Origin of the sequence: Streptomyces sp. NPDC048566, assembly GCF_043199735.1 — a bacterium.
Classification (GTDB): Bacteria; Actinomycetota; Actinomycetes; order Streptomycetales; family Streptomycetaceae; genus Streptomyces.
Genome location: NZ_JBICWL010000008.1, coordinates 205,396 through 224,824 on the forward strand (window position 1 = coordinate 205,396; position 19,429 = coordinate 224,824).

Below are 19,429 nucleotides of genomic sequence, written 5' to 3' on the forward strand. Positions count from 1 at the left end.
CCCCGAACCGACCCCGAGCAAGCCGCCGGGAACGGCGCCGGACGCCCCACCCGGACCCTCGGCCCGGCCCGCCGGCACCGGATGCCACAATGGTCCGGACGCTTGTGCTTGCGTTCACAAGGCGGCGTCCCCTGCCGGCACACTCCCACCGAAGGTGATCCGTGGACCTGAAGACCGCCGGCGCACTGCGCCGGCTCCGCCTGGTATCGGCCCCCGAGGCCGTGTCCTTCCTGCTGCTGCTCGTCTGCTCGGTGCTGAAGCGGACCACGGACTTCAACGCCGTGCCCGTCATGGGCGCGATCCACGGCCTCCTCTTCGTCCTCTACGTGCTCTTCTGGGCCGACGCCTGGAACCGGGCCCGCTGGAGCGCCGGCACCGGCATCCTCTACTTCGTGCTCTCCGTGCTGCCCACCGGCGGCTTCTTCGCCGAGCGCAAGCTCAAGCGCGAGGCCGAGAACGCCGTCATCGCCTCCCGGGCCCGCCAGGAAGGGATCGTCAACGCATGATCGTCGCCTTCTCCGTGACCCCGCTCGGGGTCGGCGAGGACGTCGGGGGGTACGTCGCCGACGCCGTCCGCGTCGTCCGCGCGTCCGGCCTCCCGCACCGCACGGACGCGATGTTCACCTCCGTCGAGGGGGAGTGGGACGAGGTCATGGACGTCGTGCGGCGCGCCGTCGCCGCGGTGGAGGAGCGCGCGCCGCGCGTCTCCCTCGTCCTCAAGGCCGACATCCGTCCCGGTGTCACCGACGGCCTCACCTCCAAGGTGGACACCGTCGAACGGCACCTCTCCGCCTGAGAGGACCGCGCCCTGCGGCGCGGCGACGACCCCGGCCCGCGAGCCGGGGTTCCCGCGTACCCGCGCGCGGTCCGGCGCCTTCTCGCGGTGGCCGTCCGGCGGTCCGCCCGAGGGGGGTGACGCCCCTCGGGGCGAGGTCCGGAGGCGGCCGGGGCGGGGTCCGGGAACGGGGCGCGGGGCGGTGCGGCGGGGCGGCGGACGGGGTGTCCGGTCCGCCCGTCGCGGGAGGGCGGACCGAAAGGCGAGACAGGGCTGACCACGATGTGACCGGCCGGTAAGGTCTTTGCCGTGCCGAAGCCGCTCAGTCTCGCTTTCGATCCCATCGCCCGTGCCGACGAGCACTGGCAGCAGCGCTGGGGGTCCGTGCCGTCCATGGCCGCGATCACCTCGATCATGCGCGCGCACCAGATCCTGCTGGCCGAGGTGGACGCCGTGGTCAAGCCGTACGGGCTGACGTTCGCGCGGTACGAGGCGCTGGTGCTGCTCACGTTCTCCAAGGCGGGCGAGCTGCCGATGTCGAAGATCGGCGAGCGGCTGATGGTGCACCCGACGTCGGTCACCAACACGGTGGACCGCCTGGTGCGGTCCGGTCTGGTGGACAAGCGGCCCAACCCCAACGACGGGCGCGGCACGCTCGCCTCGATCACGGACAAGGGCCGCGAGGTGTGCGACGCGGCGACCCGCGACCTGATGGGCATGGACTTCGGGCTGGGGGCCTACGACGCCGAGGAGTGCGCGGAGATCTTCGCGATGCTCCGGCCGCTGCGGGTGGCGGCGCACGACTTCGAGGACGAGTAGCCGCATCCCGCCGGCGCGCCTCCGCGGGCGGGCGGCCGTGGGCGATGTGCGGGGGTGCGCGAAGATCGCGCCCCCGCGGTGGTTACCCTCGTAGCCATGAAGAAGAGCGTGCTGACGCGCTACCGCGTCATGGCCTACGTCACCGGTGTGCTGCTGGTTCTGCTGTGCCTCGGCATGATCGCCAAGTACGGCCTGGGCGTCGACGGCGCCGCCGACTTCACCCGCGTCGTCGCGATCGCGCACGGCTGGCTGTACGTCGTCTACCTGGTCTTCGCGTTCGACCTCGGGTCCAAGGCGAAGTGGCCGGTGGGCAAGCAGCTCTGGGTGCTCCTGGCGGGCACGATCCCCACGGCCGCGTTCTTCGTGGAGCGCCGGATCAGCCGCGAGCTGGAGCCCCGGGTCGCGGAGGGCTCGCCCGCCGTCGCCGAGGCCTGACGGGCGCCCCTCGGCGCCCGGTCCGCACCGCCGTACGGGATCGTGCGGCGGTTTGCCATCGACATTTACTAGGACGTCCTAGTAAATTCAGGGGTATGGACGCTGACGCCATCGAGGAAGGCCGCCGACGCTGGCAGGCCCGTTACGACGCCTCCCGCAAGCGCGAGGCCGACTTCACCACGCTCTCCGGCGATCCCGTGGAGCCGGTGTACGGCCCGCGGCCCGGGGACACTTACGAGGGCTTCGAGCGGATCGGCTGGCCCGGGGAGTACCCCTACACGCGCGGGCTGTACGCCACCGGATACCGCGGCCGGACCTGGACCATCCGGCAGTTCGCCGGATTCGGCAACGCCCTCCAGACCAACGAGCGCTACAAGATGATCCTCGCCAACGGCGGCGGAGGACTGTCCGTGGCGTTCGACATGCCGACCCTGATGGGCCGCGACTCCGACGACCCCCGCTCGCTCGGCGAGGTCGGGCACTGCGGTGTCGCCATCGACTCGGCCGCCGACATGGAGGTCCTCTTCGGGGACATCCCGCTCGGCGACGTCACGACGTCGATGACGATCAGCGGGCCCGCCGTGCCGGTCTTCTGCATGTACCTGGTCGCCGCCGAGCGCCAGGGCATCGACCCCGCCGTGCTCAACGGCACCCTCCAGACGGACATCTTCAAGGAGTACATCGCCCAGAAGGAGTGGCTCTTCCAGCCCGAGCCGCACCTGCGCCTCATCGGCGACCTCATGGAGCACTGCGCCGAGAAGATCCCCGCCTACAAGCCGCTGTCGGTGTCCGGGTACCACATCCGGGAGGCGGGCGCGACGGCCGCGCAGGAGCTCGCCTACACGCTCGCCGACGGCTTCGGGTACGTGGAGCTGGGACTCTCCCGCGGGCTCGACGTGGACGTCTTCGCCCCCGGGCTCTCCTTCTTCTTCGACGCCCACGTCGACTTCTTCGAGGAGATCGCCAAGTTCCGCGCGGCCCGCCGGATCTGGGCCCGCTGGATGCGCGACGTGTACGGCGCGCGGTCCGAGAAGGCGCAGTGGCTGCGCTTCCACACGCAGACCGCCGGTGTGTCCCTGACCGCGCAGCAGCCCTACAACAACGTGGTGCGCACCGCCGTGGAGGCGCTCGCCGCGGTGCTCGGCGGGACCAACTCGCTGCACACCAACGCGCTCGACGAGACGCTGGCCCTGCCCTCGGAGCAGGCCGCGGAGATCGCGCTGCGCACGCAGCAGGTGCTCATGGAGGAGACCGGCGTCGCCAACGTCGCCGACCCGCTGGGCGGTTCCTGGTACGTGGAGCAGCTCACCGACCGCATCGAGGCCGACGCGGAGAAGATCTTCGAGCAGATCAGGGAGCGCGGGCTGCGGGCGCACCCCGACGGGCGCCACCCCATCGGGCCGATCACCTCGGGCATCCTGCGCGGCATCGAGGACGGCTGGTTCACCGGCGAGATCGCCGAGTCGGCGTTCCAGTACCAGCGGTCCGTCGAGAAGGGCGACAAGCGCGTCGTCGGCGTGAACGTGCACCACGGCTCCGTGACCGGCGACCTGGAGATCCTCCGGGTCAGCCACGAGGTGGAGCGCGAGCAGGTGCGCGAGCTGGGCGCCCGCAAGGAAGGGCGGGACGAGGCCGCGGTGCGCGGGGCGCTGGACGCCATGCTCGCCGCCGCCCGCGACGGCTCCAACATGATCGCCCCCATGCTGGACGCGGTCCGCGCCGAGGCCACCCTGGGCGAGATCTGCGGCGTCCTGCGCGACGAGTGGGGGGTCTACACGGAGCCCGCGGGCTTCTGACCCGCGCCGGACCCCGGGCGCCGAGGCCCCGGGGTCCTGCGACGTCCGGCGCGTCCGGGCCGAGACCGCGGCCCGGACGCCCCGGCGTGGACCTCCCGGCCTCCCCCGCCCGGACCTCCCGGCCTCCCCGGCCCGGGCCCGCGCGTCCGCGCGTCCCCGGACGGGCACGCGGCGGCCGGTGTGCTCAGTCGTCGGTGATTCCGCTCAGCCCGAGCAGCAGGACGCGGGTGAAGGTGCGCACCCACTCCTCGTCGGCGGGCTCCGCGCTGACCAGGGTGCGGTGCACGACCGCGCCGGCGACCACGTCGAAGATCAGGTCGGCGGTACGGGCCGCGGCGGCCGGGTCGCTCTCGGCGGGCAGCTCACCACGGGCCTGTGCGCGGGCCCGGCCCTCCATGACCAGGCGCTTCTGCCGGTCCACGATCGAGGTCCTGATGCGCTCGCGCAGCGGTTCGTCGCGGGTGGACTCCGCCACCACCGCCATCAGCGCCGTCTTCGCCTCCGGGCGGTCCAGGATCGCCGCGAACTGCAGCACCACGCCCTCGATGTCGGCGGCCAGACTGCCCCGGTCGGGCAGCTCCAGCTCGTCGAAGAGGACGGCCACCGCGTCGACGACCAGTTCGTTCTTGCCCGCCCAGCGGCGGTAGAGGGTCGTCTTGGCCACACCGGCGCGGGTCGCCACGTCCCCCAACGTCAGTTTCGACCAGCCCAGTTCGACCAGGGCCGCACGGGTCGCCTCCAGGATCGCGGCGTCCGCGGCGGCGCTGCGGGGGCGGCCGGTCCGGCCGGCCGAGGAGCGACAGTGCATGCCGGTGACCATATCCGGCCGCCTCGGCGGCGATATCCGGCGGTTCTGTGACGTCGTGAGGGAGATCACCGGCGGACGGCGGACAGCGGTGCCCGCGGGCAGTTACGCTACGACCCGTAGCGAAAGCTCGAACGCGGCGACAACCGCACCGGGCGCCTGGTGGGGACCGGGCGCCGACCACGCCGGAGGGGGACCGGTTTCCGGCACGCTTTTTCCACGGCTTTTCACCCGTGCGCGAGGAAGGGGGAGGATGTACTCATGCAGCCACGGAACATGTCCATGAGCGGAGTCGTCGACCTCGCCGCGGTGAAGGCGGCCCAGGAGGCCAAGGCGAAGGCGGAGCAGGCGCGCGCCGACGCGGCCCGTCAGGGCGACGGAGGCGGGGCCGTGACACCCGCAAGCCTCGTCATCGACGTCGACGAGGCGGGATTCGAGCGCGAGGTCCTCCAGCGCTCCACCGAGGTGCCCGTCGTCATCGACTTCTGGGCCGAGTGGTGTGAGCCCTGCAAGCAGCTCAGCCCGGTCCTGGAGCGGCTGGCCGTCGAGTACAACGGCCGGTTCCTGCTCGCCAAGATCGACGTCGACGCCAATCAGATGCTGATGCAGCAGTTCGGGGTCCAGGGAATCCCCGCCGTCTTCGCGGTGGTCGCCGGCCAGGCGCTGCCGCTCTTCCAGGGCGCCGCCTCGGAGGCGCAGATCCGCGGGACCCTGGACCAGCTCGTCCAGGTCGCGGAGGAGCGCTTCGGCCTGACCGGTCTGACGGTCGACGGCGACGCCGCGCCGGACGAGGCGGGCGAGGCCCCCCAGGTGCCGGCCGGGCCCTACGACGCCTTGCTGGAGGCCGCCGTGCAGGCGCTCGACGCGGGCGACTTCGGCGGCGCGGTACAGGCGTACCGGAACGTGCTGAGCGACGACCCGGGCAACACCGAGGCCAAACTCGGGCTCGCCCAGGCCGAGTTGCTCCAGCGCGTGCAGGGGCTCGATCCGCAGCAGGTGCGCCGGGACGCCGCCGAGAAGCCCGGCGACGTCGCCGCGCAGATCGCGGGTGCCGACCTGGACCTGGTCGGCGGTCACGTGGAGGACGCCTTCGGGCGGCTCATCGACACCGTGCGCCGCACCGCGGGCGACGACCGGGACACCGTGCGGCTGCGGCTGCTCGAACTCTTCGAGGTCGTCGGCGGCGACGACCCGCGGGTGACCGCGGCGCGCAGGTCGCTCGCGAGGGCGCTGTTCTGACCAGTCCCTAAACGCCAGGGCTTGTGATGCCCGCGTGAATCATTGGTCGACGGAGGGGTGAGTGGCCGCGCTTTGCCAAAACTTGGCAAACGCGGCCGCTGTTACTCCGAGTAAGTCCAGGGCGTTGAACTGTCTGGTTCCGTCCGCCAATCAACCACTCTGTCACCCCCCTCGACGGCACCCTGCGTCGCCGTCCGGCGCCGACCGGTCGTGGTTCGGTTATCCCGCCGTTACTAGCGAGTAACGAACCCCCTTGTGCGGGCGGCGAGAATGGACCACGATCGGCGACGCTCGGTCCATTCCCGTACCCCGCCCGCCAGTCGGGGCAGCGGATTTTCTGGGTCCCCACCGAGTAGAGCCGGAGGCGGTGCTGCCGGCTCTTGGACAGGGGGGTCTCCGCCGTCCGGCGGAGCCTGTCCGGCAGGTTGTGCGTGATGTGTGTCAGGCGCGACCAGTGGTTGTCGCTCGGGGGTGATCGCCGGTGATTCGGGTGCAGTCGCACTGCCGGAAACGGGCGCTCTCCTTCCCGAGGACGTAGCACTTCTCCCATCCCTGCCCGGCTGAGCCGCCGAAAGGGGCAGTCAGGGCCAGGAGATGTACGTCCGAGAAGGAGGAAATATGGAGTCCCAGGTGCGTGGCGGGACCAGATGGAAGCGGTTCGCGGTCGTGATGGTGCCCTCGGTGGCCGCCACGGCAGCGATAGGTGTCGCCCTCGCGCAGGGCGCTCTGGCCGCATCGTTCAGCGTCTCCGGCCAGTCGTTCAAGGTGACGGCCGACCGGCTCGACGGTACGGGCTTCGCGCAGTACGGAGCCATCGACTCGGGTTACACCCTCGACGGCAACAAGACGGCTCACCCCGTCGCGGTCTCGGCGTTCAAGAACGCCAAGATCTCCAACATGTGCCAGTCCGTGGTGACCCCGGACATCCCGCTGCTCGGTTCCGTCAGCCTCGTGCTGAAGGCCGGCGGCGGCGGTACGCCGGTCGAGGCCGACAACCTGTACATCGACGTCGAGGACCTCCAGGCCAACGCGACGTTCCGCAACATCGACATCGGTGTTGCCGCCAAGGACGCCAGCAAGGGCCCGGGTCTCAAGAGCGGCGAGGCGTCCAACCCGTACGGGTTCGCCCAGCAGGCCGACTCGGCGACGCTGACGGACGTGAAGCAGACGGCGTGGGCGACCACCGCCGGCACGTTCAAGCTCAGCGGTCTGAAGATGTCCGTGTCCAAGGGCGTCAAGGAGTGCTACTAAGCACCCCTGGGGCGGGTGAGAGGGGCCGACGCCCCTTCACCCGCCCCGCTCCGCACGCGTAGGCGGAGCGCAATCGCGTACTTCTCACAGCAAAGCCGTTCCAGGGAGCTGTATCCATGAGCGCCGAGACTCCTGCCGCGCCCGGCCAGCACGACGAGCACTACCTCCAGGTGTTCCGGCGGAACTTCCGTGCGTGGAGGGGCGACCGCCCCTTCTGGGCCGGCCTGTTCATCGTGCTCGGCGGATTCCCCATCGCGTACTTCCCCTACGCGAAGCTTCAGCTCGGTCACCTGACGCTGGCGATGTCCACCACCGCGGGCGCCGGATCCCTCATCATCGGCGTGCTCCTGGTGGTGCTCGGCATCAGCCTCTGGTTCCAGAAGCACGTGCGGACGTTCGCCGGGGTCGCGGCGATCCTCCTCGCGCTCGTGTCCATCCCGGTGTCCAACCTGGGCGGCTTCCTGGTCGGCTTCCTGTTCGCCATGATCGGCGGCGCCATGGCCGTCTCCTGGGTTCCGGGCGAACCCGTGGAGGAGCACGCCGCGCCGGTTCCGCTCGCCAAGGACGAGGCGCCCGTGGAGGCGCCGGCCGGACCGGCGGGGACCGCCCCGGAAGCGGACGCCGTGGACGACCCGAACGATCTGTCAGGAACGAGCCCGAGCAACGGGGCGAACGGGAGGCACAGTGCCGGCTGACAAGGTGACCCACGGGACCGAGGTGGTGGACGGGTCCCGTGTGAGAACCGGACCGCGCCACGCGGCCCCGCGGAAGCCGCTGTTCACCAGGTTCCACGTGCCCGCGGGCAAGGCGATAGCCATCGCGGCGATGCCGACGGCGGTCCTGATGGGCATGGGGCTCACCCCGACGCTCGCCCAGGCGGACGACCACTCCACGGCCAAGAGCCTCACGGCCGACGAGTACCAGGCGTGCGTCGAGGCCGTCACCGGTGCCGCGGACGGCAAGGACGCCTCGGAGTCCGCCTCGCCCACCCCCTCGGCCGACGCGAGCGAGTCGCCCGCCGAGGCAACTCCGGAACCCTCCGCGTCCAAGGAGGCGAAGGACGCCGGGGGCGCGAAGGACTCCGCGGACAAGGGCACGACCTCTTCGCCGGATTCAGGTTCCGACGACAAGGCCGAGCCCGCCCCCTCCGCTTCGTCCCCCGCGGCCGTCGCCCCGGACGCATCGGCCGACGACGCCGACCCGGCCCCCACGGCGTCCAAGTCGACGAACCCGCTCGACCCGCTGGGCATCGGCGACGCCCTCGCCGACCTCCTGACGCCCGACGAGAAGGAGAGCGCCACCCCCACGCCCTCCCCCTCGGCGTCCGAGAGCGCGTCCGCCGACCGGTCCGGCGGCAGTGCCTCCTCCGGCGACAAGAGCGCGGCCGGCACCGTCAAGGACACGACCGACAAGGTCGCCGGCACGGTCAAGGACACGACCGACACCGTCGAGGACACCGCCGGCGCGGCCTCGAAGGCGGCGAAGGTCACCACCGACGCCGCGGAGAAGGCGGCCGAGGCCGCCGAGGCCACCCCCAGCCCGTCCGCGAGCGCCACGACGGACCCGAAGAACTGCCCGGCCGCCACCGACGAAGAGGGCGGCGTCGACAACCCGGTCACCCTGCCGGACGACCCCTGGTACCTCAACGCCAGCTCCCTGCTCCTCAAGGGCGCCGACTACCAGGGCATCGTCAAGGTGAAGACCGCCGACGGCAGCGTCAAGAAGGTCCTCAAGTACGTCATATCCGACGGCACGGACATCGGCGACCTGCACCAGACGGTGGACGACAAGCAGGCCGGCAAGACCTACCACGTGCAGGCGGCCAAGGGCTCGACGTCGACCATCCGCGACGGTAAGACGGTCATGTACACCGAGAGCATCTCCGGGAACCTGCTGGGCCTCATCCCGGTCACGTTCGACCCGGACAACCCTCCGCCGCTGAACATCCCGCTGATCTACTTCACCAAGGTCAAGGTCGTCCAGGCGGGCCAGTTCGGCGGGACCCTCACCATCCCCGGGCTGCACCAGTACACGACCGGCTGAGGCCGGACGCCCACGATCCCTCCGGGAGCCGCAGCAAACGCCGAGGGCGCCCCCTGTCCGACAGGGAGCGCCCTCGGCGTTTGCTGCGGGGCCGGGATCAGGCCTGGTCGACCTCGCCCAGGTGGTGCACCCGGACCATGTTGGTGGTGCCGGGGACGCCGGGCGGCGAACCGGCGGTCATCACGACGACGTCGCCGCTGTTGAACCGCTTGAGCTTCTGCAGCTCGCGGTCGACCAGCTCGACCATCTCGTCGGTGCTGTTCACGAACGGCACGACGTGCGACTCGACGCCCCAGCTCAGCGTGAGCTGGTTGCGGGTGCCCTCGTCGGTGGTGAACGCCAGGATCGGCTGCTCGGCGCGGTAGCGCGAGAGCCGGCGCGCGGTGTCACCGGACTTGGTGAACGCCACCAGGCCCTTGCCGCCGAGGAAGTCGGCGATCTCGCAGGCGGCACGGGCGACCGAACCACCCTGGGTGCGCGGCTTCTTGCCCTGGACCAGGGGCTGGAGCCCCTTGGACAGCAGCTCCTGCTCGGCCGCGGTGACGATCTTCGACATCGTCTTCACGGTCTCGACCGGGTACGCGCCCACGCTGGACTCCGCCGACAGCATGACCGCGTCCGCGCCGTCCAGGATCGCGTTCGCCACGTCGGAGGCCTCGGCGCGCGTGGGGCGGGAGTTGGTGATCATCGACTCCATCATCTGGGTCGCGACGATCACCGGCTTGGCGTTGCGCCGGCACAGCTCCACCAGGCGCTTTTGCACCATCGGGACCTTCTCCAGCGGGTACTCGACCGCCAGGTCGCCGCGGGCCACCATCACGGCGTCGAACGCCGCGACGACGCCCGCCATGTTCTCGACGGCCTGCGGCTTCTCCACCTTGGCGATGACGGGGACCCGGCGGCCCTCCTCGTCCATCACCTTGTGCACGTCGTTCACGTCGTTCGCGTCCCGCACGAAGGACAGGGCGACCATGTCGCAGCCCATCCGCAGGGCGAAGCGCAGGTCCTCGATGTCCTTCTCCGACAGCGCGGGCACGTTGACGGCCGCGCCGGGCAGGTTGATGCCCTTGTGGTCGGAGATGACACCGCCCTCGATGACGACCGTCTTGACCCGGGGGCCGTCGATCTCGACGACCCGCAGCTCGACGTTGCCGTCGTTGATGAGGATCTGGTCGCCGTGCGAGACGTCGCCGGGCAGGCCCTTGTAGGTCGTGCCGCAGATGTGCCGGTCACCGGGCACGTCCTCGGTCGTGATGACGAACTCGTCGCCGCGCTCCAGCTCGACGGGGCCTTCGGCGAAGGTCTCCAGGCGGATCTTCGGGCCCTGGAGGTCGGCGAGCACGCCGAGGGCGCTGCCGGTCTCGGCCGCGGCGGCCCGGACCCGGTCGTACCGGCCCTGGTGCTCGGCGTGGCTGCCGTGGCTGAAGTTGAAGCGGGCCACGTTCATGCCGGCCTGGATCAGCGCGACCAGCTTCTCGTGGGAGTCGACCGCGGGGCCGAGGGTGCAGACGATTTTCGAACGGCGCATGGGGCGATCCTATCGGTTTGTTTCGCTGCGGAATATTCCGTCTGGCGGAAGATACAAATGGGCGGATGCCCGCTCAGGCGTGGCTCCGTGGCCCGTTCAGGCGGCCCCTCCTCCGACCAGCGCAAACGTCTGTGCGGCGATCTCCAGCTCCTCGTCCGTCGGCACCACGGCGACCGCCACCCGCGCGGAGGGCGGCGAAACAAGGCGGGCCCCGCCCCCGCGCACGGCGTTCAGCTCGCCGTCGACGGCCAGCCCCAGCTCCTCCAGGCCCGCGATCGCCGCCTCCCGGACCGGTGCCGCGTTCTCGCCCACGCCGGCGGTGAAGGCCACGGCGTCCACCCGGCCGAGCACCGCGTAGTAGGCGCCGATGTACTTCTTCAGGCGGTGGATGTAGATGTCGAAGGCCAGCCGCGCCTGCTCGTCGCCGGCGTCGACCCGACGGCGGATCTCCCGCATGTCGTTGTCGCCGCACAGGCCGACCAGACCGCTCCTCTTGTTGAGAAGAGTGTCGATCTCGTCCGTGGACAGATTCCCGACACGCTGCAAATGGAAGATGACGGCCGGGTCGACGTCACCCGACCTGGTGCCCATCACCAGCCCCTCCAGCGGGGTGAGCCCCATCGACGTCTCCACGCAGCGCCCGCCCCGCACCGCCGACGCGGACGCGCCGTTGCCCAGGTGCAGCACGATGACGTTGACGTCCTCGGGGCGCCTGCCGAGCAGTTCGGCCGTCGCCCGCGAGACGAACGCGTGCGAGGTGCCGTGGAATCCGTAGCGGCGGATGCGGTGCTCGTCGGCCGTCCGCACGTCGATCGCGTAGCGCGCCGCCGACTCCGGCATCGTCGTGTGGAAGGCCGTGTCGAAGACCGCGACCTGCGGCAGGTCGGGCCGCAGTGCCGCCGCGGTGCGGATGCCGGTGAGGTTGGCCGGGTTGTGCAGCGGCGCCACCGGGATCAGCCGCTCGATCTCCGCGAGGACCGCGTCGTCGACGACCACCGGCTCGGTGAACGTCCTGCCGCCGTGCACCACCCGGTGGCCGATCGCCGCCAGTTCCGGGGAGTCCAGACCGAGCCCGTCCGCCGACAGCTCCGCGGCGACCGCCTTCAGGGCGGCCTCGTGGTCGGCGAACTCGCCCGCCGACTCCCGGGTCTCACCGGTGGCCGGCACGGTGTGCCGCAGCAGCGAGCCGTTCTCGCCGATGCGCTCCACCAGACCGACGGCGAGCCGGGAGCTGTCCCGCATGTCGAGGAGCTGGTACTTCACCGACGAGGACCCGGAGTTGAGCACGAGCACGCGCGTGGCCGCGGAGGCCGGGCGCGCCGTAGCGGACGGAGCGGGGGCGGGGGAGCGGTCTGCGGTCACTGCGCGGGAGCCTTCTGGTCGGGGGCCTGGGCCTGGATCGCCGTGATGGCGACCGTGTTGACGATGTCCTGGACGAGGGCGCCGCGCGACAGGTCGTTCACGGGCTTGCGCAGCCCCTGGAGCACCGGCCCGACGGCGATCGCGCCGGCCGACCGCTGCACGGCCTTGTACGTGTTGTTGCCGGTGTTGAGGTCGGGGAAGATCAGCACCGACGCCTGGCCCGCGACCTCGGACTCCGGGAGCTTGGTCGCCGCGACCGACGGCTCGACGGCGGCGTCGTACTGGATCGGCCCCTCGATCCGCAGGTCGCCCCGGCGCAGCCGCACCAGATCGGTCGCCTCGCGCACCTTGTCGACGTCGGCGCCGGTGCCCGAGGTGCCCGTGGAGTACGACAGCATCGCGATCCGCGGCTCCACCCCGAACTGCTCGGCGGTGGCCGCCGACTGGATGGCGATGTCGCACAGCTGCTCGGCGTCGGGGTCGGGGTTCACCGCGCAGTCGCCGTAGACGAGGACCTTGTCGGCCAGGCACATGAAGAAGACGGAGGAGACGATCTTCGCCTCCGGCCGGGTCTTGATGATCTCGAAGGCGGGCCGGATGGTCGCGGCCGTGGAGTGCACGGACCCGGACACCATGCCGTCGGCGAGGCCCTCCTGCACCATCAGCGTGCCGAAGTAGTTGACGTCGGCCACGACGTCGTAGGCCAGTTCCACCGTGACGCCCTTGTGCGCGCGCAGCTCCGCGTACTTCTCGGCGAAGGTGTCCCGCAGCGCCGAGGTATGCGGGTCGACCAGCTGGGCGGCGCCCAGGTCGATGCCCAGGTCGGCGGCCTTCTTGCGGATGCGGTCGGGCGGGCCGAGCAGGGTCAGGTCGCAGACTCCGCGGCGCAGCAGCACCTCCGCGGCGTGCAGCACCCGCTCCTCGGTCCCCTCGGGCAGGACGACACGGCGCTTGTCGGAGCGTGCCTGCTCCAGCAGCTTGTGCTCGAACATCATCGGCGTGAGCCGGTCGCTGCTCGGCGCGGACACCCGCTTCAGCAGGTCCGAGGTGTCGACATACCGCTCGAACAGGCCGAGCGCGGTCTCCGCCTTGCGGGGGGTGCCCGCGTTCAGCTTGCCCTCCAGGGAGAACAGTTCCGTCGCGGTGGGGAAGGAGTTGCCCGTCACCGAGACGACCGGGGTGCCGGGGGCGAGGCGCTCCGCGAGCGTGAGGATCTCGGGGCTGGGCCGCTCGTTCAGGGTGAGCAGGATGCCCGCTATCGGCGGGGTGCCGGCACTGTGCGCGGCGAGCGTGCCGATCACCAGGTCCGCGCGGTCGCCCGGGGTGACCACCAGGCATCCGGGGGTCAGCGCCCGCAGCAGGTTCGGCAGCATGGCGCCGCCGAAGACGAAGTCGAGCGCGTCGCGGGACAGGCCGGCGTCGTCGCCGAGGAGCACCTCGCCGCCGAGGGTCTGGGTGATCTGCGCGACGGTCGGCGCGGACAGCGCGGGCTCGTCGGGCAGCACGTAGCAGGGGACCGGCAGCCGGGAGCCGAGCCGCTCCACGATCTCCGCCCGGCTCGCGGGCTCCACCCGGTTCACCACCATGGCGAGGACGTCGCAGCCCAGCCCGTCGTAGGCGCGGTAGGCGTTGCGGGCCTCGGCGCGCACCGACTCCGCGTTCTGCGCCCGGCCGCCGACGACCGGGATCACCGAGGCGGCGAACTCGTTCGCCAGCCGCGCGTTCAGCGCCAGCTCGTCGGGGAACTGAGTGGCGGCGAAGTCGGTGCCGAGGACGAGGACGACGTCGTAGTCGCGGGCGACCAGGTGGAAGCGGTCGACGAGGGTGGACACCAGCTCGTCGGTGCCCTGCTCGGCCTGGAGCGCGGACGCCTCGTGGTAGTCCATGCCGTAGACCGTCGCCGGGTCCTGGGTGAGGCGGTAGCGGGCCCGGAGCAGTTCGAAGAGGCGGTCCGGGCCGTCGTGCACGAGCGGGCGGAACACGCCCACCCGGTCGACCTGGCGGGTCAGCAGCTCCATGACCCCCAGCTCGACGACCTGGCGGCCGTCGCCGCGGTCGATCCCGGTCACGTACACGCTGCGCGTCACGCGTGCTCTCCATCCGTCTCGGCGCCAGGCGGTGCGCTGGGCTCGCAAAGGGGCCCACCCACGTGAGCAGAACCCTCTTGACAATACCTCCGGGGCTGGCTAAGGCGCCCCCCAGGGCAAACGCCCAGGTCGGACCGGACCGGGAGCCCGGAGGACGGCCGGGAGCCCCGGGGCAGCGGCGGTGCTCCGCGGGGCGTGGAACAATCGAGCTGGCTCACACGTACCGGCAGCGAGCAGGAGACACAGCACGATGCGCATCGGAGTTCTCACCGCAGGCGGCGACTGCCCCGGCCTGAACGCAGTGATCCGGTCGGTCGTGCACCGAGCGGTCACCCACTTCGGCGACGAGGTCATCGGCTTCGAGGACGGCTACGCCGGCCTGCTCGACGGCCGCTACCGCACCCTCGACCTCAACGCGGTCAGCGGCATCCTCGCCCGGGGCGGCACCATCCTCGGCTCCTCCCGGCTCCAGCGCGACCGGCTCCGCGAGGCCTGCGAGAACGCGCAGGACATGGCCCGCGAGTTCGGCATCGACGTGCTCATCCCGATCGGCGGCGAGGGCACCCTCACGGCGGCGCGGATGCTCTCCGACGCGGGCCTGCCCGTGGTCGGCGTGCCGAAGACCATCGACAACGACATCTCCGCGACGGACCGCACCTTCGGCTTCGACACCGCCGTCGGCGTCGCCACCGAGGCCATGGACCGGCTGAAGACCACCGCCGAGTCCCACCAGCGGGTGATGGTCGTGGAGGTCATGGGCCGGCACGCCGGCTGGATCGCCCTGGAGTCCGGCATGGCGGCCGGCGCGCACGGCATCTGCCTGCCCGAACGCCCCTTCGACCCCGCCGACCTGGTCGCGATGGTCGAGGAGCGCTTCGCGCGCGGCAAGCGGTTCGCCGTCGTCTGCGTCGCCGAGGGCGCCCACCCCGTCGAGGGCGCGATGGACTACGGCCACGGCGAGATCGACCAGTTCGGCCACGAGCGTTTCCAGGGCATCGGCACCGCCCTGGCGTACGAGCTGGAGCGCCGGCTCGGCAAGGAGGCCAAGCCCGTCATCCTCGGCCACGTCCAGCGCGGCGGTACCCCGACCGCCTACGACCGGGTGCTCGCCACCCGCTTCGGATGGCACGCCGTGGAGGCCGCGCACAGCGGCGGGTTCGGCCGGATGACCGCGCTGCGCGGCACCGACATCGAGATGGTGCCGCTCGCGGACGCGACGACCGAGCTGAAGACCGTCCCCAAGGACCGCATGGACGAGGCCGAGTCGGTGTTCTAGCCCCCCCCGCCGGGGCCCGGGCGGCCGTGCCCCGGGACGTCACCCGGTGCGCCGGCCGGGACCCGGCGCCGGCCCGGTCCCGCCGCCGGACGTCCGGCGGCGGGTGAACCTCCGGCGTGCGGACGGTCCCCGGCCGCGGGTCAGTGGGTGTGGGCCCGGATCGTCGACCAGAAGTGGTCGACGACCCGTTCCAGGTACTCCCGTCCCGACGCGCCGGAGCCGGCGGCGGCCGGCCCCGGACCCCAGCTGAGCGTGGCGGCCATCTGCCCCTGGTAGTCCGCGTGCATCTCCTGGAGGGCGTCCTCCAGAAGCTGCCGGTCCAGCGGCACGGTCTTGGCGACCGGCCGGACGTACGCCTGCCAGCGGGTGGTGACGGCGCTGCGCAGCAGGTCGGCGAGTCTGCCGTCGCGCCCGGTCACGGTGACGAAGTCCGGCAGTGACAGGTCGAGGACGTCGGCGAGCGCGGCCGACTGGCGCTCGGTGCCGCGCCAGCTCCCGGTCTCCTCCATCCGCTGGTAGGCGAGGAGTTCGAGCCCCACGGCCCGCGCCACGTCCTCCTGGGCGAGGTCGCGGGCCACACGGTGTTCGCGCAGGGTGCGCGGGGCGCCGATGAGTTCGCCCGGTGAACACCACAACACCCCGGCGAGGGCGGTGAGTTCCGGGCTGCTCGGCGCCGTCGTTCCGCGCTCCCACGCGGTGATCAGATCGGGGGTCGCGTACGGCAGGCCGTAGGAGGCGCGCAGTCCGTAGGCGACGTGTTCGGGCCCCATGCCGAGCGCCGCCCGCAGCCTGCGGGCGGCGAGGGCGTTGAAGGGCGGGGTGGGCTGTTCGGCTTGCGGTCGGTGCACGCGCACAAGGTATGGGCCCCGGGCCGCGCTGACTACGGGCTGTTCGGCCACAATCACGGATCGTAGGAACCTACGGCTGCGGCCCCGGCGCCCGGTACGGCCCTCCGACGAGAACGCGCTCGACGCCTGGCCGGGCGCCCTTCCAGCGCCCTGACCGGAAGGGTTCACCGGCTCGCGACGCCCGGCACGGCACCTCGCCGCGTTGTCGTAGCAGCCGGGTATTTCCCGTACCCGGGCGATGCTCCGCGGTGCGGTGCACCGCACCGGACGCCGCGAGCCGTCCGGCGACCCGTTCCGGCTACGGCACCAGCGCCGGCGGCGGCACCCGGATCGGCCCACCGGTCGCCGGCCGCCCCCGGCCCCGTCCTGCGCCGGGGTCCGCCGGCGCCCGGCCGGGCCCGTCGCCCGGGGCCGCCGGGGCCCGCCCGCCGGGCGCGCCCCGTCTGCGGCAGGCCGCTCGCCCGCCGGGGCCCCGTCAGCCCCGCACCCACCGGTACTGCAGTTCCGGCCGCCCGACCGTCCCGTACTGGGGGGCGCGGGCGGCCCGGCCGGCGTCCACCAGATGCTCCAGGTAGCGCCGGGCCGTGATCCGGGAGATGCCGACCGCCTCCGCGACCCCGGCCGCCGTCAGGCCGTCGGCGCAGTCCCGCAGGGTCACGGTCACCCGTTCCAGGGTGGGCGCGCTCAGACCCTTGGGGAGCGCAGCCGGCCCGGGGGCCCGCAGGGCCGCCAGCGCCCGGTCCACCTCGGCCTGGCCGCTGGCCTCACCGGCCGCCGCGCGGAACTCGGCGTACCGGACGAGCCGGTCGCGCAGGGTCGCGAAGGTGAACGGCTTCAGCACGTACTGCACGACCCCGAGCGAGACGCCCTCGCGCACGACGGCCAGGTCCCGCGCGGAGGTCACCGCTATCACGTCCGCGTGGTACCCGGCCGCCCGCAGCGAACGGGCCAGCCGCAGTCCGTGCACGTCCGGCAGGTGCAGATCGAGCAGCAGCAGGTCCACCGGTGTCCGGTCCAGCACGCGGCGCGCCTCGGCGCCGGTGCGGGCCGCGCCGACGGCGCTGAACCCGGGGACCCGCCCCACGTACATGACGTGCGCGTCGGCGGCTACGGGGTCGTCCTCGACCACCAGCACTCTGATCGGATCGGTCATGCGTCGCCTCCGTGCGGAACGGGCCGGACCGGCCGATCGGCGGGAACGGCGCGGCGCGGAGCCGGGACGGTGCCCGGGAGGGTGTCGGCGCCGGCGGCCGGATCGCCGGCCGGGCCCTCCTGCGCGCGCGCCCCCGGGGCCGGTGCCGGTCCCGTCGCCGGGAGCGGCAGGCGCGCCTCGAACTCCGCTCCGCCGCCGGGTGCCTCCGCGACGGCCAGGGTGCCGCCGTGGCGGTTCACCGTCCGGCGGACCAGGGCCAGGCCCAGACCCCGGCCCGCGGGGCCCGCCGGTTTCGTGGACCAGCCCCGTTCGAAGACCTGCTCGGCGTGGGCGGGGTCCACTCCGGGACCGGTGTCGGCCACCCGCAGCACCAGCACCCCGTCGCCGGTGCACGCCGTCACCGTGACCCGTGCCCGGGGCGTCCCCTGCGCGGCGTCCACGGCGTTGTCGATCAGGTTGCCGAGGACGGTGACCAGGTCGCGGGCCGGGAGGGAGGCCGGCAGCAGCCCGTCGTCGATGCCGCTGTCGGCGGAGACCACCAGCTCCACGCCCCGCTCGTTCGCCTGGGCCGCCTTGCCCAGCAGCAGCGCGGCGAGCACCGGCTCGCTGACCGCGGAGACCACCTCGTCGGTGAGGGCCTGCGCCAGCTCCAGCTCCGCCGTGGCGAAGTCGACGGCCTCCTCGGCGCGGCCCAGCTCGATCAGCGAGACCACGGTGTGCAGCCGGTTCGCCGCCTCGTGGGCCTGCGAGCGCAGCGCCTCGGTGAAACCCCGCTCCGAGTCCAGCTCGCCCGTCAGCGACTGGAGTTCGGTGACGTCGCGGAGGGTGACGACGGTGCCCCGGCGCTCGCCGCCGGACACCGGGGAGGTGTTCACCACCAGGACCCGGGTGTCCGTGAGGTGGACCTCGTCCACCCGCGACCCCGCCGACAGCAGCGCGCCGGTGAGCGGCGCCGGCAGGCCGAGGTCGGCGACCGAGCGGCCGACCACCTCGCCCGGGACGCCGAGCAGCTCCCGGCCGCCGTCGTTCATCAGCGCCACCCGGAACTGACCGTCCAGCATCAGCAGCCCCTCGCGCACCGCGTGCAGCGCCGCCTGGTGGTAGTCGTGCATGCGGCTCAGTTCGGCCGCGTTCATCCCGTGGGTGGAGCGGCGGAGCCGTGCGTTGATGACGTACGTGCCGATGCCGCCGATCAGCAGCGCTCCTCCCGCGACCCCGACCAGGGCGGTGACCTGGTCCTGGATGCGCTCGGTGATCGCCTGGACCCTGATGCCCGCGCTGACCAGCCCGACGGTCTCGCCGCCGGCCCGGATCGGGGTCACGGCGCGCACCGAGGGGCCGAGGCTGCCCGTGTACGTCTCGGTGAAGGAGCGGCCCGCCAGGGCGGGGCCGGTGTGCCCGAGGAAGTGACCGCCTATCCGGGACTCATCGGGATGGGTCCAGCGGATGCCCCGCGGATTCATGATCGTGATGAAGTCGACGCCGGTGTCCCGCTGCACCCGCAGGGCGTACGGCTGGAGCAGGGCGCTGGGGTGCGCGGTGCCCACGGCCTCGCGGACCGAGGGCGAGTCGGCGACGGAACGGGCGACCGCCATGGCCTGGCGTCCGGCCGCCTCCTCGGCCTGGCCGCGGTCGCTGACGTAGGTGAACAGCGCGTACCCGGCGACGAGCACCGCGATCAGCACGGCCTGCATGCCGAACAGCTGGCCGGCCAGGCTGCGGGGGCGGGGGACGCGGGGAAGGCGCATGCCGTTCAGTGTGCCTCGCCCGGCCGGCCGGTCCACCGGTCAGGTCCGCGGCGCCCGCGGTGCGGCCGGTCCGCCGCCCGCCCCGCCCGCGGGCGGACCGGAACGGCGAGCGCGGCGTGAAACCGACGTACCGCGCGGCGTGAACTCAATGAACGGAAGGGTGACCGGCCTCACAGGCCGGGAGATAGTCCCCACATCCCCCGGGAGTCCACGCCTCCCGGAGCCCGGGCGTGAGCCGCACGCCGGGAACCGCCGGACGTGAGC

At 72.5% G+C, this 19,429-nt stretch carries 17 protein-coding genes; 10 read left to right on the forward strand and 7 right to left on the reverse strand.

The window, feature by feature from the left end:
• Positions 1 to 161: 161 nt before the first annotated feature.
• The 5 genes from ACGFS9_RS16245 to ACGFS9_RS16265 all read left to right on the forward strand — a co-directional run bounded on the left by ACGFS9_RS16245 (position 162) and on the right by ACGFS9_RS16265 (position 3,825).
• On the forward strand, positions 162 to 506 hold the full coding sequence (locus ACGFS9_RS16245) for a DUF3817 domain-containing protein (protein WP_393253739.1): 345 nt from the start codon (positions 162 to 164) through the stop codon (positions 504 to 506).
• A complete protein-coding gene (locus tag ACGFS9_RS16250; RefSeq protein WP_393253740.1) occupies positions 503 to 796 on the forward strand; it encodes an MTH1187 family thiamine-binding protein in 294 nt (97 codons plus the stop codon). Before ACGFS9_RS16245 ends, ACGFS9_RS16250 begins: the two co-directional genes overlap by 4 nt.
• Before the next feature lie 288 nt (positions 797 to 1,084).
• Complete coding sequence (locus ACGFS9_RS16255; RefSeq protein WP_393253742.1) at positions 1,085 to 1,594, forward strand: MarR family winged helix-turn-helix transcriptional regulator; 510 nt, start codon at positions 1,085 to 1,087, stop codon at positions 1,592 to 1,594.
• A 96-nt stretch (positions 1,595 to 1,690) separates the two neighbouring features.
• The gene (locus ACGFS9_RS16260) at positions 1,691 to 2,029 is read left to right on the forward strand and encodes a DUF3817 domain-containing protein (protein ID WP_393253743.1); all 339 of its coding nucleotides are present in this window, start codon (positions 1,691 to 1,693) and stop codon (positions 2,027 to 2,029) included.
• A gap of 95 nt (positions 2,030 to 2,124) precedes the next feature.
• On the forward strand, positions 2,125 to 3,825 hold the full coding sequence (locus ACGFS9_RS16265) for a methylmalonyl-CoA mutase (protein WP_393253744.1): 1,701 nt from the start codon (positions 2,125 to 2,127) through the stop codon (positions 3,823 to 3,825).
• A gap of 184 nt (positions 3,826 to 4,009) precedes the next feature.
• Here the strand turns inward: ACGFS9_RS16265 and ACGFS9_RS16270 are convergent, their stop codons facing one another.
• A complete protein-coding gene (locus ACGFS9_RS16270; RefSeq protein WP_393253746.1) occupies positions 4,010 to 4,633 on the reverse strand; it encodes a TetR/AcrR family transcriptional regulator in 624 nt (207 codons plus the stop codon).
• 258 nt (positions 4,634 to 4,891) lie between these two features.
• On the opposite strand from ACGFS9_RS16270, the gene ACGFS9_RS16275 reads away from it, so the two are divergent.
• The 4 genes from ACGFS9_RS16275 (at position 4,892) to ACGFS9_RS16290 (ending at position 9,163) form a co-directional block, all read left to right on the forward strand.
• Complete coding sequence (locus tag ACGFS9_RS16275; RefSeq protein ID WP_393253748.1) at positions 4,892 to 5,869, forward strand: tetratricopeptide repeat protein; 978 nt, start codon at positions 4,892 to 4,894, stop codon at positions 5,867 to 5,869.
• A 618-nt stretch (positions 5,870 to 6,487) separates the two neighbouring features.
• Complete coding sequence (locus ACGFS9_RS16280) at positions 6,488 to 7,120, forward strand: DUF6230 family protein (protein WP_393253749.1); 633 nt, start codon at positions 6,488 to 6,490, stop codon at positions 7,118 to 7,120.
• A 116-nt stretch (positions 7,121 to 7,236) separates the two neighbouring features.
• On the forward strand, positions 7,237 to 7,815 hold the full coding sequence (locus tag ACGFS9_RS16285; RefSeq protein ID WP_393253750.1) for a DUF6114 domain-containing protein: 579 nt from the start codon (positions 7,237 to 7,239) through the stop codon (positions 7,813 to 7,815).
• Entirely contained in the window at positions 7,805 to 9,163 is a 1,359-nt protein-coding gene (locus ACGFS9_RS16290; protein ID WP_393253751.1) for a hypothetical protein, read from the forward strand. The genes ACGFS9_RS16285 and ACGFS9_RS16290 overlap by 11 nt, the downstream gene beginning before the upstream one ends.
• A 97-nt stretch (positions 9,164 to 9,260) precedes the next feature.
• Here the strand turns inward: ACGFS9_RS16290 and pyk are convergent, their stop codons facing one another.
• From pyk to pta, 3 genes are all read right to left on the reverse strand, one after another.
• A complete protein-coding gene (gene pyk, locus ACGFS9_RS16295; RefSeq protein ID WP_393253753.1) occupies positions 9,261 to 10,691 on the reverse strand; it encodes a pyruvate kinase in 1,431 nt (476 codons plus the stop codon).
• 96 nt (positions 10,692 to 10,787) lie between these two features.
• Entirely contained in the window at positions 10,788 to 12,053 is a 1,266-nt protein-coding gene (locus ACGFS9_RS16300) for an acetate kinase (RefSeq protein WP_393253755.1), read from the reverse strand.
• Complete coding sequence (gene pta / locus ACGFS9_RS16305) at positions 12,050 to 14,140, reverse strand: phosphate acetyltransferase (RefSeq protein ID WP_393253757.1); 2,091 nt, start codon at positions 14,138 to 14,140, stop codon at positions 12,050 to 12,052. Before pta ends, ACGFS9_RS16300 begins: the two co-directional genes overlap by 4 nt.
• Before the next feature lie 250 nt (positions 14,141 to 14,390).
• On the opposite strand from pta, the gene ACGFS9_RS16310 reads away from it, so the two are divergent.
• On the forward strand, positions 14,391 to 15,416 hold the full coding sequence (locus tag ACGFS9_RS16310) for an ATP-dependent 6-phosphofructokinase (RefSeq protein WP_393253758.1): 1,026 nt from the start codon (positions 14,391 to 14,393) through the stop codon (positions 15,414 to 15,416).
• A 140-nt stretch (positions 15,417 to 15,556) separates the two neighbouring features.
• Here ACGFS9_RS16310 and ACGFS9_RS16315 read toward each other — a convergent pair whose 3' ends face one another.
• From ACGFS9_RS16315 to ACGFS9_RS16325, 3 genes are all read right to left on the reverse strand, one after another.
• On the reverse strand, positions 15,557 to 16,270 hold the full coding sequence (locus ACGFS9_RS16315) for a helix-turn-helix domain-containing protein (protein WP_393253759.1): 714 nt from the start codon (positions 16,268 to 16,270) through the stop codon (positions 15,557 to 15,559).
• A 469-nt stretch (positions 16,271 to 16,739) separates the two neighbouring features.
• Entirely contained in the window at positions 16,740 to 17,417 is a 678-nt protein-coding gene (locus ACGFS9_RS16320) for a response regulator (protein ID WP_393253760.1), read from the reverse strand.
• Positions 17,414 to 19,165 carry an ATP-binding protein gene (locus ACGFS9_RS16325; RefSeq protein WP_393253762.1) on the reverse strand — a complete coding sequence of 584 codons (1,752 nt, stop codon included), beginning with the start codon at positions 19,163 to 19,165 and terminating at the stop codon, positions 17,414 to 17,416. Before ACGFS9_RS16325 ends, ACGFS9_RS16320 begins: the two co-directional genes overlap by 4 nt.
• Positions 19,166 to 19,429: the final 264 nt, after the last annotated feature.

What these genes read in the sequence shown, in the direction of transcription:
- ACGFS9_RS16275 (WP_393253748.1), top strand. Translation starts at nt 4,892, where the DNA reads ATGCAGCCACGGAACATGTCCATGAGCGGAGTCGTCGACCTCGCCGCG.
- ACGFS9_RS16320 (WP_393253760.1), bottom strand. Translation starts at nt 17,417, where the DNA reads ATGACCGATCCGATCAGAGTGCTGGTGGTCGAGGACGACCCCGTAGCC.
- ACGFS9_RS16260 (WP_393253743.1), top strand. Translation starts at nt 1,691, where the DNA reads ATGAAGAAGAGCGTGCTGACGCGCTACCGCGTCATGGCCTACGTCACC.
- ACGFS9_RS16270 (WP_393253746.1), bottom strand. Translation starts at nt 4,633, where the DNA reads ATGCACTGTCGCTCCTCGGCCGGCCGGACCGGCCGCCCCCGCAGCGCC.
- ACGFS9_RS16285 (WP_393253750.1), top strand. Translation starts at nt 7,237, where the DNA reads ATGAGCGCCGAGACTCCTGCCGCGCCCGGCCAGCACGACGAGCACTAC.
- ACGFS9_RS16280 (WP_393253749.1), top strand. Translation starts at nt 6,488, where the DNA reads ATGGAGTCCCAGGTGCGTGGCGGGACCAGATGGAAGCGGTTCGCGGTC.
- ACGFS9_RS16325 (WP_393253762.1), bottom strand. Translation starts at nt 19,165, where the DNA reads ATGCGCCTTCCCCGCGTCCCCCGCCCCCGCAGCCTGGCCGGCCAGCTG.
- pyk (WP_393253753.1), bottom strand. Translation starts at nt 10,691, where the DNA reads ATGCGCCGTTCGAAAATCGTCTGCACCCTCGGCCCCGCGGTCGACTCC.
- ACGFS9_RS16265 (WP_393253744.1), top strand. Translation starts at nt 2,125, where the DNA reads ATGGACGCTGACGCCATCGAGGAAGGCCGCCGACGCTGGCAGGCCCGT.
- ACGFS9_RS16250 (WP_393253740.1), top strand. Translation starts at nt 503, where the DNA reads ATGATCGTCGCCTTCTCCGTGACCCCGCTCGGGGTCGGCGAGGACGTC.
- ACGFS9_RS16310 (WP_393253758.1), top strand. Translation starts at nt 14,391, where the DNA reads ATGCGCATCGGAGTTCTCACCGCAGGCGGCGACTGCCCCGGCCTGAAC.